The sequence below is a fragment of the Deinococcus sp. JMULE3 genome (genome assembly GCF_013337115.1).
Taxonomy (GTDB): domain Bacteria; phylum Deinococcota; class Deinococci; order Deinococcales; family Deinococcaceae; genus Deinococcus.
Genome location: NZ_SGWE01000004.1, coordinates 136,058 through 149,589 on the forward strand (window position 1 = coordinate 136,058; position 13,532 = coordinate 149,589).

The following is a 13,532-nucleotide window of genomic DNA, read 5'->3' on the forward strand; positions in this document are numbered from 1 at the left end:
ACTCAGCCTCCCGCCGGGGCCGCCCGTGACCACCCCGGACCCCCGCCCACCCACCAGCATCTTCGTCCTGAACCTCCTGCCGGTCGCGTTCGCAGTCATCCTGATCCTGCTGGGCCTGTCGTTCTTCAGCAAGGTCGCCCCCAGCCTGCTGGCGATCACCCTGGCGATCATCGTCGCGACCGCCCTGAATCCGGTCGCACGCCGACTCGAACGGCACATGCCGCGCGCGGCCGCCGGGGCGCTGACCGTCCTGCTGGTCGTCGCGGTGATCTCGGCCGCGCTGGTCGTCGCGGTGCCGCCCATCGCCGCGCAGCTGGGCAGCATCGGCGGCAGCACCTTCGACCTCAGCCGCATCGAACCGAAACTGAACGCCTGGCTGCGCGCCCACCCGCAGATGGACGCCATGCTGCCCGACGACATCATCGACAAGGCCCAGACCCAGCTGAGCAAACTGAGCAGCCGCGCCGCCGAACAGCTCCCTAGCCTCCTGAGCCTGATTCTGGGCGGCGTGTTCACCGGCCTGGTGACCCTCGTCATGGTCGTGTACGTCCTCGGGAACCCCGTGCCGCTCGTGAACGGCGTGCTGGGCGCCGTGCCGCCCAAGCACCGGCTGGCCGCCACGTACGCCCTGGCGCAGATCCTCAAGCAGACCGGCGCGTGGGGCCGCGCCACGCTGCTCGTCATGCTCGTCACGGGCAGCTGCACCGCGCTGGGCTTCTACCTGCTGGGCGTACAGAACTGGCTGGTGTTCGGCCTGCTGGCCGCGCTGGGCGAACTGGTCCCCACCATCGGCCCCATCGTCGCGACCATCCCGCCGATCCTGTTCACCCTCGCGGACGACCCGCAGAAGGCCGTGTGGGTCGCCGTGTTCGTGCTGGTATTCCAGCAGGTCAGCGGCTTCGCCCTCAGCCCCCTGCTGGTCGGCGGGGCCGGGAACCTGCACCCCCTGAGCGTCATCGTGGGCGTCATCCTGTTCGGCGGGGTGTTCGGCCTGGTCGGCGCGTTCCTGACCGTCCCGTTCCTGATCGTCATCAAGGCCATCTACCAGCACTTCTACCTGCGCGAAGCGCCGGACATCCCCGACGCGGTCGCCATGGCCCTCATCAGCGGCGTCGTCGAGGAGCAACTCGACCGGGAAGAGGAGGCCCGCGAGGCCGTCCGCAAGGCCCGCGCCGAGGTGCAGGACGCCGAACTGGAACGCCAGCTGGAACAGGGCGAACTGGACCTGGAGGCCGCGCTGGCGACCGAGGTCACCCCCGATCCCGGCGACCCCGGCGAGTCACCCGACACGCCCACCACCCCGCGCGCCCCCTGATCTGCTAGAATCTGCGTTTGGGTGTCCCGCCCACGCGACGTGCGGCGGGCTTTTTCATGCCTACGAGAGCAGAAGGCCGCCGGCGCGCACAGTGGCGCAGAGGGCCAACCGCTCCGACAACAAGGGAGCTGAACTACATGGAATACCGCAATATCGCCATCATCGCCCACGTCGACCACGGCAAGACCACGCTCGTCGACGGCCTGCTCAAGCAGACCCTGAAACTCGGCCACGGTGAGGAAATCGCCGAACGCGCCATGGACAGCAACGACCTCGAACGCGAACGTGGCATCACCATCCTCGCGAAGAACACCGCCGTCGAGTACAACGGCGTGAAGATCAACATCGTCGACACCCCCGGCCACGCCGACTTCGGCGGGGAAGTCGAACGCGTCCTCGGCATGGTCGACGGCTGCCTGGTGCTCGTGGACGCCGCCGAAGGCCCCATGCCCCAGACCCGCTTCGTGCTGCGCAAGGCCATCGAACTGGGCCTCAAGCCCATCGTGGTCATCAACAAGATCGACCGCAACGACGCCCGCCCCGAAGAGGTCGTGAACCTCACCTTCGACCTGATGGCCGAACTCGGCGCGAACGACGACCAGCTGGACTTCCCGATCCTGTACGCCATCGCCCGCGAAGGCAAAGCGTTCAAGGACCTGAACGCCCCCACCGAGGACATGCACGAACTGTTCGACATGGTCCTCGAGCACATCCCCGCGCCCAAGGTCGACCTGGAAGCCCCCTTCCAGATGCTCGTCACGAACCTCGACTACAACGAGTACCTGGGCCGCATCGTGCTGGGCCGCGTCAACCGCGGCGTCGTCAAGAAGGGCGAATTCGTCCAGCTGATGCACAAAGACGGCACCATGACCAAGACGAGGGTCGTGCAGCCCTTCACCCACATGGGCCTGCGCCGCATCGAGATCGACCAGGTCGGCGCCGGTGACATCGTCGCCCTGGCCGGCATCGAGGACGCGCAGATCGGCGAGACCGTCGCCGACCTCGCCGACCCCGAGGCGCTGCCCATCATCACCGTGGACGAACCCACCGTGAGCATGATCTTCCAGCCGAACACCAGCCCCTTCGCGGGCAAGGAAGGCAAGTACGTCACCAGCCGCCACATCAACGACCGCCTCAAGCGCGAAGTGATGACCAACGTGTCCTTGAAAGTCGAGGAAATCCGCCCCGACGAGTTCAAGGTCAGCGGCCGCGGCGAGCTGCACCTCTCGATCCTGCTGGAAACCATGCGCCGCGAAGGCTACGAAGTGCAGGTCGGCGCGCCCCAGGTCATCATCCGCGAGATCGACGGCGAGAAACACGAACCCATCGAGCACCTCGTGATCGACGTGCCCGAGAACCACTCCAGCACCGTCATCGGCGTCCTTGGCGCCCGCAAGGGCCAGATGGTCAACATGGAACCCCAGGGCACCCGCACCCGCGTGGAATTCAAGATCCCCAGCCGCGCCCTGTTCGGCTTCCGCACCCAGTTCCTGAGCATGACGCAGGGCGAAGGCATCATGAGCCACATCTTCGACGGGTACGCCCCGTGGGCCGGTGAACTCAAGACCCGCCAGAACGGCTCGCTGGTCAGCATGGAAGACGGCGTCGCGTTCGCGTACTCCATCTGGAAACTCCAGGACCGCGGCAGCTTCTTCATCGACGCCGGCCAGGACGTGTACGTCGGCATGATCGTCGGCGAGAACGCCCGCGAGCAGGACATGAACGTGAACGTCTGCAAGAACAAGAAGCTCACGAACGTCCGCTCCAGCGGCGCCGACGAGGCCCTCACCCTGATCCCCCCCAAGCGCATGAGCCTGGAAGACGCCCTGGAGTACATCAGCGAGGACGAACTCGTCGAACTGACCCCCCAGAGCATCCGCCTGCGCAAGAAGATCCTGAACCCCAGCTTCCGCAAGTAACAACGGAACGCACCGCGCCCCCTTCCTCACCGGAGGGGGCGCGGTTTCTGTTCCCTTCCGTCCGGTTCCACAGCCGCATTCACCACGACGGCACGCACCGGAGCGCCCCGTCCTACTGGGCTGGCCCCAAAGTTTGGACAGTTTCGAGTAGAGACTCGGCTCAAGAGCAGGGTACAACATGGGCTCTTTCTGCTTACCCAGGGGACGGTCTGACGTCCACATTTGCGGTGCCCTGTCCGCAAAGGGGGGCGGCAGGCCGCCCCCTGGCCTGCTGAGCAAAATCGTCAGGGGTTCGGTAGCCCAGCGAGGAATGCGGTCTTCTGGCGTTGTAAAAGTTGCGATAGCTGTCCAGGACGACACCGGCGTGCCGCGCCGAGTAGAACACCTCCAGATTCAGACATTCCTCCCGCAACCGAGAGTGGAAACTCTCAGCGAAGCCGTTCTGCCACGGTTTCCCTGGCTGAATGAACCGAGTGCCAACGTCCTGAACCGCCAGCCAGATCCCCAGGTCGCGGGCGATGAACTCCGGGCCGTTGTCGCTGCGGATGAATCCTGGCGCGCCACGCTTGGCAATGACCTCGTGCAGGACGTCCTTCACGTCCATGGACGTGAAGGACTCCGCCACCCGCAACGCCAGGGACTGACGGGTGAACTCATCAGTCAGCGTCAGGATCTTCAATGTCGTCCCCTCCAGGGTCTGATCGAAGAGGAAGTCATACGTCCACACGTGGTCGGGGTACGCAGCCTGCATGGGAACACCCGCTCCCGTGCGGATCTTCTTCCGGCATCTGGTATTGACCGTCAGGTGCTCTTCCCGCCAGATGCGCCGGACCTTCTTCCGGTTGATGCGATGTCCCTCCTGGACGAGCAGCGCGTGAATGAACCGGTACCCGCGTCGAGGATGCACAAGGGCCAGTTCGCGAATGTGCTGCCGGAGATCCCCATCGTGACGCGGCTTCGGACGGTAGTACCAGGTGGATCTGGGAATGCCCACCAGGAGGCAAGCCCGTTCGGGCTTGACCTGGGCGGCGACGAGTTGCCTCGCTGCCGCCCGTCTCTCGGCGGGCGTCACCGCTTTTTCTGGATCACGTCCTTCATGGCATCGATTTCCAGGCGCTGCTGCCCAACAATTTTCAGGAGGCGGGCGTTCTCCTTCTCCAGACGACGAAGCCGTTTGGCTTCGTCGGGCGCCGTATCGCCGTATTTCTTCTTCCAGGCGTAAAAGGACGCCGGACTGCAGCCGAAGTCACGGCACAGGTCCTCGACTGACTTCTCGCCCTTTTTGGCGTCCTGGAGCAGTTTGATGATCTGATCTTCGCTGAACTGCCGGTTTTTCATGGGGGCCTCGCTTCCCAGCCTACGGCTGGCGGGGGGGCAAGCCTGACTCTCTACTTCATCCCGTCCAGTTTTCGGGGGGCAGACCACTACCCCGGAACGAGGACCGCCTGGAAGGTCATGCAGGACGCCCAGTCCGAGTGCGGGTGCCACGTTCCGGTCGCAGTGTCGAACATCCCGCCCGGCTCGGCCCGCGCCAGGCGCAGCCCCGTGCCCGCCAGCAGTCGGTGCAGGTCGTCGGGGGAGTAGCAGCGGAGCGACTGCGTGTGCCGCTGCCCGCCGGAGTCCACGTACGTGTCGGTCATGCGGCAGCCTGCACGGTCATACCCGTACACCTGCGTGTACGTGTCGGCGCGTCGGGTGTACCCGGCATGATCGGCCCAGTACCACGGGGTGTAGATGTCCAGCAGCGCGTGCCCCTGGGGTGCCAGCCAGCCGGCGGTGCGGGTCAGCAGTCGGCGCTGGTCGTCGTCGCTGCCGACCCCGAAGCCGTCCCAGTACACGATCAGATCGAATGGACCGCCCGGATCGGCCGCGTAGAAGTCTCCCGTAATGGCACGCAGGGTCACGCCGTGCTCGCGCGCCAACCGCAGCGTATGGCGCGTGCCCGCCTCACGGAGTTCCAGCGCCGTAACCGTGAACCCCTCAGCAGCGGCACTCACGGCGAACTGACCGCCCCCGGCGCCGAGTTCCAGCAGTCGGGTCGCGTGCGGGTACTGCTCGCGCAGGCGCCGGGCCGCCTCGGTCTGCGTCGCATGCACTGACGCGGAGTAACAACCAATCAGGTGCTCCTGAAAATCATAGAAGGGAACGACCCAACCGGCAGTGGACGGTGGTGGAATGGACATGGCAGGCCTCCGGATGCGAGCTGCATTCTACCTACCTGGCGCCGGGCCGGTGAGGCGCCGCCGAGCGGCAGTGGCCGCAGTTTCACACGCCCAGAAACCTCAGCGCCGCCCTCACGGTCGAGGCCGCCGAGCTCCTCGAGGTTTTCCAGTGGCTCACACCACAACGGTCCGAGCAGATCATGACGGACCCCACCCAGGCACAGACCATCCGGGACGAGATCGCGGACATCGCCATCTACCTCCTGCAGCTCACTTTCAAGAACGCCGCGAAGTCCCCCATCCCGCGCATCAGATGGGATTCAAGTGATTCCAAAACATTCGGAGTCGCCCGGTGGCCCCCTCACCCTTCCGTCGCTTCGCTCCTCAGCTGCGCAGCTCTGCGATTCCCTCCCTCTCTGCTGCGCAGCTCTCCGAGTCCCACAGGGGGAGAGGGGACAATGGAACGCGATCACGGTGCAAGCAAGTCAATTTAATCCCGTCTCATTCCTCCCTCTTCGCCCTGTGAAATGGATGCGCCCCCCGGCTGGAACCGGGGGGCGCCTTGCTGTGGGTCAGGCGAGAGCGGCGGGTGGTTCTGCCGGGGGTTCGGCGCGGCTGCCGACTTTCTGCCAGAAGTACACGGCGGCGATCAGCGCAAGGGCGCCGAGGTTCCACACGATCTCGGTAGGGATGATCAGGATGAGCGAGGCGACGAGCAGCAGGATGGCCTGCAGGGGGTTGGTGCGGCGGTGCAGGAAGCGCAGCGTGGCGGCGCTGAACGCGACGAGACCGATGAACGCGAAGAGGATCATGGGGATCGCCTCGGCCCACGTGACGCCGCCCAGGCGGCCGTTCGCGATGAGCAGCAGCTGCGGGTTGAAGAACATCATGTAGGCCAGCAGCGCGGTGCGCAGTTCGTACTGGAAGGCCTGCACGCCGGTCGCGACGGGGTTCCCGCCGCTGATGGCGGCCGCGGCGAACGCGGCGAGCGCGACGGGTGGGGTGCTGTCGGCCATGATCCCGAAGTAGAAGACGAACATGTGTACGGGGAGCATCTGTGCGGGGTTGGTGGGGTCCAGTCCGGCGATCTTGGCGATGATGGGGACGATCAGGGCGCTCATCAGGATGTAGTTCGCGGTGGTGGGGAGGCCCATGCCGAGGATCAGCGCGATGAGCTGCGCCATGAGCAGGACCACCACGATGGCGGCGAAGGTGGCGACCTGCGGACCGGCAAACGCGAAGGCGTTGCGGATGCCGTCGCTGGCGAGCTGCACGATGTCCGCCAGGCCGAAACCCAGCCCGGTGATGGTCACGATGCCGACGATGATCCCGGCGGCGGCGGTGGCGATGGCGATGCCGATCATGGACCGGGCGCCGCCCTCGAACGCCTCGATGATCTTCTTCCCGCCGTCGAGGAGGCCCTGCGCGGCGCCGCGTCCGTCACGCTGCGCGAACACGGCCTCCTGGATGAACATCATGATCAGCATGACGAAGATGGTGTTCAGCGCGACGCGTTCCGGGGTGGCCTCGGGGTTGATGGTCAGGGTGCCGATCAGGTAGCCCAGCGGCAGCATGTAGTACCAGCCGCTCAGCAGCGTGCGGCGCACCGGGGGCAGTTCGCTTTTGGGCAGGCCCTTCAGGCCGAGCTTGAGCGCCTCGATGTGTGCCACGACGAGCAGCGCGCCGTAACACAGGAACGCGGGAATGGCGGCGGCGAGGATCAGGCTGCGGTACTCGATGTTCAGGTTCTGCGCCATGATGAACGCGGCGGCGCCCATGACGGGCGGCATGAGCTGGCCGTTGCTGGAACTGGCGACCTCGATGGCGCCGGCCTTCTCGCGGCTGTACCCGGTGCGGATCATGGTGCCGATGGTGATGTTCCCGCCGGTGACGACGTTGCTGACGGCCGAGCCGGAGATCACGCCGTTCAGGGCGCTGGACAGGATGCTGGCCTTGGCCGCGCCGCCCCGGAAGCCGCCCAGGACGCCCTGCGCGACGCGCATGAACCATTCGCCCGCGCCGAGCTTGTCGAAGATCGCGCCGAACAGCACGAACAGGAACACGATCTGCGCCGAGACGCCGATGGCAGTTCCGAAGATGCCTTCCGTGTTGGCGAACAGCTGACCCACGACCTGCGGCCAGGTCTGCCCGGCGTGCAGCTGGAGCTGTGGGCCCAGGTCGCCGCGGATCAGGCCCTTGGGGCCGGTCAGGGCGTACAGCATGAACACGCCCGCGACGATGGGCATGGCGATGCCGATGGTGCGCCACGCGGCGAGCAGCAGCAGGATGATCATGCCGCTGCCGACCCACACGTCGGTGTTCGTCAGCAGGCCGCCCTGCTGATTGGCGATGCTGGGGTACTGCGCGATGAGGTACGCGGCGGTGCCGGTCGCGCCGATGCCCAGGATCCAGTCGTACCAGGGCACGCGGGTCTGCGGCTGGCCCGGCGTCTTGCGGTGTGGGAACACCAGGTACGCGAGGAAGAACGCGAAGCCCAGGTGCGTGGCGCGCAGGGTGAGGGTGTCGATGTTGCCGACCTGCGCGGCGTACATCTGGTACAGGCACCAGGCGACGGCGACCAGGGTGACGAGGCCGCGCTGCCAGCCGCCGAGTTTGCGTCCGCCGGTCTCGGCGGCCTCGACCATCTCGATGGCGCGGCGTTCGCCGTCGGTCATCTCCTGGCCGGGTGGGGTGAGTGTGGGGTCGCTGCTGATGGGGCGGGTGGGGTCGCTCATGGGTTCCTTCTCCGGACTCCGGTGGACCGGCTTGTCAGAGCCGGTCCATCCGAGCGGATGCGAGTAGGAGCGGCGCGGAGTCCGGGCGTGGAGTCGGCAACCCGGCGTGGTTCCGGGTGGCTGACGGAACAGACGGGGTCCGCGTCATGGGGTGAATGGGATTGGGGGCCAGCCCGAGCGTGTCCCCGGCTGGCCCCCAGGTGCGGGCCGTTACTTGACGTTCAGGCCTTTTTCCCTGAAGAACTTGACGGCCCCGGCGTGCAGCGGCGCGGGGATGCCCTTGACGGCCTTGGCGTAGCTGAAGTTGCTGGCGAGGCTGGGGTGGATGGCCTTCAGTGCGGCCTCGTCGTCGAACATGGCTTTCATGGCCTTGTACACGGCGTCGTCGCTGACGGCGGTGCTGGTGACCAGGGTGGCCTGCACGGCGACGCTGGGGACGGTGGCGCCCACGCCCTTGTAGCTCTTGGCGGGGATGTTGTAGCGGACGTAGAAGGGGTACTTCTTGATCAGGCTGCTGGCCTGGTTGCCGCCCACGGGGACCATGGCGACGTCCACGGTCTGCGCGATCTGGCTGATGGCGCTGGCGCCCACGCCGACCGTGTAGAACAGCGCGTCGGCGCGCTTGTCCTGCATCAGGGTGATGCCCTGCGCGGGCGACACGCGCAGCGCCTGACCCAGGTCGTCGAAGCCCAGCCCGTACGATTCGAGGACCTGCTTGGCGGTCAGTTCGGTGCCGGAGCCCAGGTCGCCGATCACGACGCGCTTGCCCTTGAGGTCGGCGATCGAGCGGATGCCGCTGTCCTTGCGGGCCACGACGTGCAGCACTTCGGGGTACAGGACGGCCATGGTGCGCAGCTTGGCGTTCGCCTTGCCCTGGAACGCCTGCAGGCCGGTGCCCTTGTAGGCGTAGTACACGACGTCGTTCTGCGCGATGGCCGCGTCGAGTTCGCCGGTGGCGATGGCGTTCACGTTGAAGACGCTGCCGCCGGTGGAGCGGGCGTTGGCGCGCACGCCAGCCCCGGCGTCGTTGACCATCTTGGCCATGCCGGTGGCGACGGGGAAGTACACGCCGGTGGTGCTGCCCGACCCGATGGTCAGGAAGGTGGTGCCCTGGGCGAGGGCGATGGCGGCGGTGCCGAGGACGAGCAGGGCACCGAGTTGTTTCGTGGTCTTCTTCATGATTCCTCCTTGGGATGGTCGGGCAGATGAGAAGTCTCTGCCCGGGGTGTGAAGAGTAGGCGGATCGTAGCACGGCACCTTTTGACTCAATTGAAAGGTGAACCGGGTCAAGCGCACCGCATTCCGGCGTGGCGGTACCATGCTGGGCATGACGCAGTCCTCTCCCACCGCCACGGGCAGCCAGATCCGCCGGGACGCCCCCCCGATCATCGACGTGCGCGACGTGCACAAGCATTTCGGCAGCTTCCACGCGCTGCGCGGCGTGAACCTGCGCGTCCAGCCCGGCGAGGTCGTGGTCGTGATCGGCCCGTCGGGCAGCGGCAAGAGCACCTTCATCCGCACCATCAACGCCCTGGACCCGCACGATGGCGGGCAGATCACCGTGGACAGCATTCCGCTGGACGGCAAGGGCAACCTGGACGCCATCCGGCGCGAGGTCGGCATGGTGTTCCAGTCGTTCAACCTCTTCCCGCACCTGACCGTGCTGGAGAACATCACGCTGGCGCCCACACGCGTGCGCAAGGCCAGCAAGGCCGACGCGGACAGGCGCGGCCTGGAGCTGCTGCGCCGCGTGGGCATCGAGGAGCAGGCGCACAAGTACCCGGCGCAGCTGTCGGGCGGGCAACAGCAGCGCGTCGCGATCGCTCGCGCCCTGGCGATGGAACCCAAGGTGATGCTGTTCGACGAGCCCACCAGCGCCCTGGACCCCGAGATGATCAAGGAGGTGCTGGACGTCATGAAGGAACTGGCCCGCACCGGCATGACCATGCTGGTCGTCACGCACGAGATGGGCTTCGCGCGCGAGGTCGCCGACCGCATCCTGTTCTTCGATCAGGGCAACATCGTCGAGGACACCACCCCGGAAGCCTTCTACCAGAACCCGCAGCACGAGCGCGCCAGGGCGTTCCTCAGCAAGATCCTCGGCCACTGATCAGCCGACCCTGGAGGGTGCCCCCGGTGAACGCTGGTGGGCGCCCTTCTGCTGTTCAGGCGTCGCGGCGGAGCTGCCCACACCACACCCAGGCGACGGCGCACAGCACGCCGCTGAGGACGAATACCGGGCCGTACCCGGCCTGGTCGGCGAGCAGCCCGCCGAGGACCGGGGTGAACAGCGCCGCGCCGACTAGGGTGTTCAGCGTGCCGATGTAGCGACTGCGGGCGTGTTCGGGCGCGATGTTCAGCAGGTGGTTGGTGTGGCCCAGGTTGAAGCCCTGCGCGGCGGTGCTCGTCAGGATGAACGCGATGAGGTACGTCCAGGCGGGCAGGTGCAGCAGCCCGACGGTCAGGGCCCACAGGGGCGCCAGTCCGTAGAACACGGTGGCGTAGCGGATGATGCGCCTTGAGCCCTTGCGTTCGGCGACGCGCTGCCAGACGATGTTGCTCAGCGGGGCGGCCCCGGTCAGGGCCATGACGAACGTCCCCAGCGTGGCGGCGGGGTAGTTCAGTTCGCGCAGGGCGTACACGGCCAGGAAGGGGTCGCTCATGCTGGCGGCGGCCAGCAGCAGGCGCACGGTCAGGAACGCCCGGAAGTGCGGGTCGCGCAGGGTCTCGGGAATCGCGCGGATCTCGGCGCGGGTGCCCTGGGCCTCCTGGGGCGTGTCGGCGGGTTCCTGCACCAGCCCGAACACCCAGTACCCGAACGTGAACGCGACGGTGCCCAGCGCGAGGATCAGCGCGTAGTTCAGGGGGAAGGGCAGGTCGCTGCCCAGGATGGCCCGCACCAGCAGCCCCGCGCCGAAGGCGAGCAGGCCGCCGTACAGGTTGCGGGTGCCGAAGAACCGGGCGCGGCGCTCGCTGGGAACGGTCTTGCTGACGACCTCCAGGAAGGGCAGGCCGCTGACGCCGGACGCCAGGGCGTTGACGGTCATGGCGAGGATGAACAGCGTGAGGCACAGCGCGGGCCGGTCGGCGAGCAGCGCGGCGGCCAGCACCATCAGGATGTACGCGCCGGTCCGGACGACGGCGGCAGAGCGGTACACCGGCAGTTTATGGGTCAGGGGCCGCACGCGGGCCGCGACGAGCAGCTGCGGGAGCATCCAGCCGCCCCCGGCGATGGCGGGCAGCAGGCCGATCACCCAGTTGGGCGCGCCGAGGCGGGCGGCAAAGCCGGTCAGGACGACGGCGACGCTCATGAAGCCGTCCCCGAGGAAGATGGCCCAGCCGTTGAGGATGCCCAGGCGTTCGTTGCGGTTCCACGGCGCGCGGGTCGTCATGGGGGGCATTATTCACCTTGAACGATTCAGTCGATCGGCAAGCCGGGACACGCCGGGGGGCGGGGAGCGTTCAGGGCAGCACGTCCAGACCGTCGAGGACCACGCTGGCATGCGCCTCGACGGTCAGGGCGTGGTCACGGTTGTACCCGCCGGCCATCATGGTGACCACGGGAATGCCCGCGCCGCGTGCCCAGGACAGCACGGCGCGGTTGCGTTCGCGCACGCCGTCCAGGGTCAGGGCGAAGCGTCCGAAGCGGTCCCCGGCCAGGACGTCCACGCCCGCGAGGTACAGCAGAAGGTCGGGCCGGAAGGCGTCCAGTGCTGGGAGTGCCTGCTCGCGCAGCACCCGCAGGTACTCCTGATCGGTCACGCCGTCCCCCAGCCCGAGGTCGAGGCTGCTGCGTTCCTTGCGAAAGGGATAGTTCCGCTCGCCGTGAATGCTGAGGGTAAACGCCTGCGCCTCGTGTTCCAGCAGGGCGGCCGTGCCGTTGCCCTGGTGCACGTCCAGGTCGAGGATCGCCACGCGGCGAGCCAGTCCGTCACCCAGGGCCACGCGGGTCAGGATCGCGGCGTCGTTCACGAGGCAGAAGCCCTCGGCGCGGTCCCGAAAGGCGTGGTGCGTGCCGCCCGCCAGATTGATGCCCCACCCGACCCGCAGCGCGTCGTGCAGTGCGGCCAGGGAACCCCCGGCGGCGCGGCGGGCGCGTTCCACCACCTCGGCGCTCCAGGGCAGGCCGAAGGCGCGTTCCTCGTGCCGGTCGATCTCGCCTCTGCGCCAGCGGCGCAGCCACAGGGGGTCGTGGGCGCGCGCGGCGTCCGCCCAGCTGAGGTTCGGGGTGTCCAGCACGGGCAGCAGGCCGCTCAGGCGGTCGCGGACGCCCGCGTACTTGTACGCCGGGAAGCGGTGCCCGTCCGGGAGGGGGAAGGTGTAGGCGGCGGGGGTCCAGGCGCGGTACGGCCCGGTGTGGTCGGGGTCGGTCACGCCCGGCAGTCTGGCGTGTCCGGCGGGTCGCCTGCGCGTGCGAGGTCACGAACATCAGGTGCGGGTGAGACGGACTTCGATTGAATGGGAGGCAGAGGCCGCTCTATCCGAGCGAGGCGAGCGGGAGAACGACGGGTTCCGGGCGTCGTGCTGGCAGATCGGTGGCGTCCCGATCTGCGGGCGGAACAACCGGACTCCGCATGTGATCTTCCACACGCGCCGCGGCCCTGTTTGACGGAGTGTTCACACTGTAGGCCGCGCACGATTCGGGGTTGTACAAGGTTTGTACACTCTTGATCAATCGAAGGACAGGCGGCCCCCACACGCACGCCCCACCCCGCTGCGGCACCAGCGCCACAGGCGGATGCACCCCCCAGGAGTACCCGGTCATGACCTACATCTCCCCCACCACCACCCACCCCTACACCGACCCCAACCGCACCGTCCGCCGCGGCCAGACCCTGTACTACGCCGGGGACGCCGCCCCCAGCCTCTACCGCCTGGAAAGCGGCCTGATGCGCGCTGTGCGCCTCACCCCGCAGGGCCGCAACCTGACCGTGCGCCACATCCGCCCCGGCGACATCTTCGGCGAGGAATGCCTGCACGGCACCACCCGCGGTCACCAGGTCGTCGCGCTGACCGACGCCGTCCTGACCCCCATCCACCCGCAGCACCTGTCGCAGGGCGAACTGTGGGACCTGACCCGCAGCCTCAGCCAGCAGCTGCAACGCATGATGACCGACGGCGTCCACATCCAGGACGGCGACCTGCGCGAACGCATCGCCCGCTACCTGCTGAACCTCGCGGACAGCAGCCTGGGCGGCCAGCACCCGGACGGCACGCGCTTCGTGCGCGCCACGCACGAACTGATCGCCGAGGGCACCGGCGCCACCCGCGAGAGCGTCAGCAAACTCATCGGCGAGATGCGCGACGACGGCCTGCTGAACCCCGCCTACCGCTGCCTGACCCTGACCGACGAGGCGGGCCTGCGCCTGCTCAGCGGCTACCACGGCTGAACCAGACCTGC

At 67.6% G+C, this 13,532-nt stretch carries 11 protein-coding genes and 1 pseudogene; 5 read left to right on the top strand and 7 right to left on the bottom strand.

Going from position 1 to position 13,532, the window contains the following annotated elements; all coding sequences use genetic code 11:
• The first annotated feature begins 25 nt into the window (after positions 1-25).
• Positions 26-1,315 (top strand): AI-2E family transporter, encoded by a 1,290-nt coding sequence (locus EXW95_RS03530; RefSeq protein WP_371809889.1) that lies wholly within the window; start codon positions 26-28, stop codon positions 1,313-1,315.
• Positions 1,316-1,452: 137 nt separating this feature from the next.
• Positions 1,453-3,234, top strand: a complete 1,782-nt coding sequence (typA, locus tag EXW95_RS03535; RefSeq protein ID WP_174366292.1) for a translational GTPase TypA — start codon at positions 1,453-1,455, stop codon at positions 3,232-3,234.
• A gap of 193 nt (positions 3,235-3,427) precedes the next feature.
• Here typA and EXW95_RS03540 read toward each other — a convergent pair whose 3' ends face one another.
• The 3 genes from EXW95_RS03540 to EXW95_RS03550 form a co-directional block, all read right to left on the bottom strand.
• Positions 3,428-4,306, bottom strand: coding sequence for an IS3 family transposase (locus EXW95_RS03540; protein ID WP_174366293.1), 879 nt, complete (start codon positions 4,304-4,306; stop codon positions 3,428-3,430).
• A complete protein-coding gene (locus EXW95_RS03545) occupies positions 4,303-4,572 on the bottom strand; it encodes a transposase (protein WP_174366294.1) in 270 nt (89 codons plus the stop codon). The genes EXW95_RS03540 and EXW95_RS03545 overlap by 4 nt, the downstream gene beginning before the upstream one ends.
• An 86-nt stretch (positions 4,573-4,658) precedes the next feature.
• Entirely contained in the window at positions 4,659-5,330 is a 672-nt protein-coding gene (locus tag EXW95_RS03550) for a class I SAM-dependent methyltransferase (RefSeq protein ID WP_371809890.1), read from the bottom strand.
• 212 nt (positions 5,331-5,542) lie between these two features.
• Here EXW95_RS03550 and EXW95_RS21260 point away from each other — a divergent pair.
• Positions 5,543-5,890 (top strand): annotated as a pseudogene (locus EXW95_RS21260) (hypothetical protein); the annotation flags it as partial.
• 78 nt (positions 5,891-5,968) lie between these two features.
• Here EXW95_RS21260 and EXW95_RS03560 read toward each other — a convergent pair.
• Together EXW95_RS03560 and EXW95_RS03565 are read right to left on the bottom strand one after the other, a co-directional pair.
• Positions 5,969-8,131, bottom strand: coding sequence for a TRAP transporter permease (locus EXW95_RS03560; protein ID WP_174366296.1), 2,163 nt, complete (start codon positions 8,129-8,131; stop codon positions 5,969-5,971).
• 210 nt (positions 8,132-8,341) lie between these two features.
• Positions 8,342-9,310, bottom strand: a complete 969-nt coding sequence (locus tag EXW95_RS03565; protein WP_174366297.1) for a TAXI family TRAP transporter solute-binding subunit — start codon at positions 9,308-9,310, stop codon at positions 8,342-8,344.
• A 148-nt stretch (positions 9,311-9,458) separates the two neighbouring features.
• Here EXW95_RS03565 and EXW95_RS03570 point away from each other — a divergent pair, with 148 nt between their 5' ends.
• Complete coding sequence (locus EXW95_RS03570; RefSeq protein WP_174366298.1) at positions 9,459-10,241, top strand: amino acid ABC transporter ATP-binding protein; 783 nt, start codon at positions 9,459-9,461, stop codon at positions 10,239-10,241.
• Between the two features lie 55 nt (positions 10,242-10,296).
• Here the strand turns inward: EXW95_RS03570 and EXW95_RS03575 are convergent, their stop codons facing one another.
• The gene (locus EXW95_RS03575; protein WP_254605486.1) at positions 10,297-11,523 is read right to left on the bottom strand and encodes an MFS transporter; all 1,227 of its coding nucleotides are present in this window, start codon (positions 11,521-11,523) and stop codon (positions 10,297-10,299) included.
• Between the two features lie 70 nt (positions 11,524-11,593).
• Positions 11,594-12,505 (bottom strand): histone deacetylase, encoded by a 912-nt coding sequence (locus EXW95_RS03580; protein ID WP_174366300.1) that lies wholly within the window; start codon positions 12,503-12,505, stop codon positions 11,594-11,596.
• Positions 12,506-12,894: 389 nt separating this feature from the next.
• Here EXW95_RS03580 and EXW95_RS03585 point away from each other — a divergent pair, with 389 nt between their 5' ends.
• On the top strand, positions 12,895-13,521 hold the full coding sequence (locus EXW95_RS03585) for a Crp/Fnr family transcriptional regulator (protein ID WP_174366301.1): 627 nt from the start codon (positions 12,895-12,897) through the stop codon (positions 13,519-13,521).
• The last annotated feature ends 11 nt before the right edge of the window (positions 13,522-13,532 follow it).